This is a genomic window from Elstera litoralis (assembly GCF_000963705.1).
GTDB classification, from domain to species: domain Bacteria; phylum Pseudomonadota; class Alphaproteobacteria; order Elsterales; family Elsteraceae; genus Elstera; species Elstera litoralis.
The window spans coordinates 1-1,279 of sequence record NZ_LAJY01000890.1 but is presented as its reverse complement, the minus strand read 5'-3'; the positions used below and the strand labels follow the sequence as shown (position 1 = coordinate 1,279).

The following is a 1,279-nucleotide window of genomic DNA, read 5'->3' as shown; positions in this document are numbered from 1 at the left end:
TATAAAGCGACAGCAGGCCTGTACTTCATCCAATCAGCACAGCATCAAGGAGATGATTATGGCTCAAGTTTCTGAAGGTTCCGAAGGCGCGGATTATATTGATCGGCGCTTCAAAGACCCCGGAGAAGGTAATGATGGCGATAATATTCAAGGCCTTGGCGGTAATGATACGATTTTAGGCGGTGATGGACGGGATCACATCTCGGGCGGAACCGGCAATGACTCGATCAATGGCGGTATGGGCGATGATTATGGGCTCAATGGCGATGAGGGGAACGACACTATTCACGGTGGCCACGGTGTAGACTGGATCTACGGTGGTTCAGGCGCCGATCTGCTCTACGGCGATGCCGGTAGCAATTATCTCTTGGGTGGTTCCGGCGACGATATCTACGTCCATTCTGGCAATGATGGATTTACTTTCATCAGCGATGTTTACGCCAATGGGGGTGGCACGGATATCGTCTACTTCCTCGGCACGACACTCGACCAATTGCAGTTTCAAATCGACGGAAACGACCTTTACCTTTACACGGTCGCCGACACGCAGGACGGTACGATTGATAACGGTATTGCTATTACCAATTTCTTTTTAGGCGGCGATTACCTCATCGAATATGTCGCCGATCAAAATGGAACAGGGCTTGATCTCGGAGCCTTCTTCGGGATGAGCATGATCGGTTAGCGCTCTCGATATGATGGGGCGGAATGAGATGAAATAAGCGGGAAAAATCGACCTAGCAGGATAGTCCCCCCTTTTTCCGCCCCTCTCTAACGAGCACTTCTCCTGAAAATCGAAAATCCAAAAACCCGAATAATATCAGAGGTATTCTATCAGGAAATCTCTTATTAGAAGAATTGGCACAAGCCTTGCTAAACTAATACAACGTACAACCTACTGAGGATACCCCCATGTCCACGACCATTAACCCTTCCCCATTACTATCCGCACAACCTCTCAATGTCTCACCGACAAAGCAAAGCCGTAACGACGAAATTATCCAAAAATTCAACGCAACCCTAAAGGAAGCCGAAGCCAAAACAGATGAAGTAGAAGCCGAAGCTAAGAGGCGCGATCAAAAAAATGAACCCGTTTACGCGTTACTTCGTAAGAATGGACAAGTTGTCGGTGCAATATACCGCGACGGCTTAGGCGAGTATGTAGGAAATGAGATCGGGCAATTTTGGGGAAGATCGGAAACCGCTGAGCAAATCGCAAATCGAGCGAAGCAAGCTAATATCGATGGGTTAACAATTGAAGTTTTTGGGAACTCTGATA

At 47.8% G+C, this 1,279-nt stretch carries 2 protein-coding genes; both read left to right on the top strand.

Annotated features, from left to right (window positions below):
- Nucleotides 1-685, top strand: a 685-nt coding sequence (locus tag VZ95_RS20555) for a calcium-binding protein (protein WP_269747136.1), incomplete at its 5' end; no start/stop codon positions are given.
- A 227-nt stretch (nt 686-912) separates the two neighbouring features.
- A partial coding sequence (locus VZ95_RS24715; protein ID WP_156995491.1) for a hypothetical protein occupies nt 913-1,279 on the top strand: 367 nt, incomplete at its 3' end.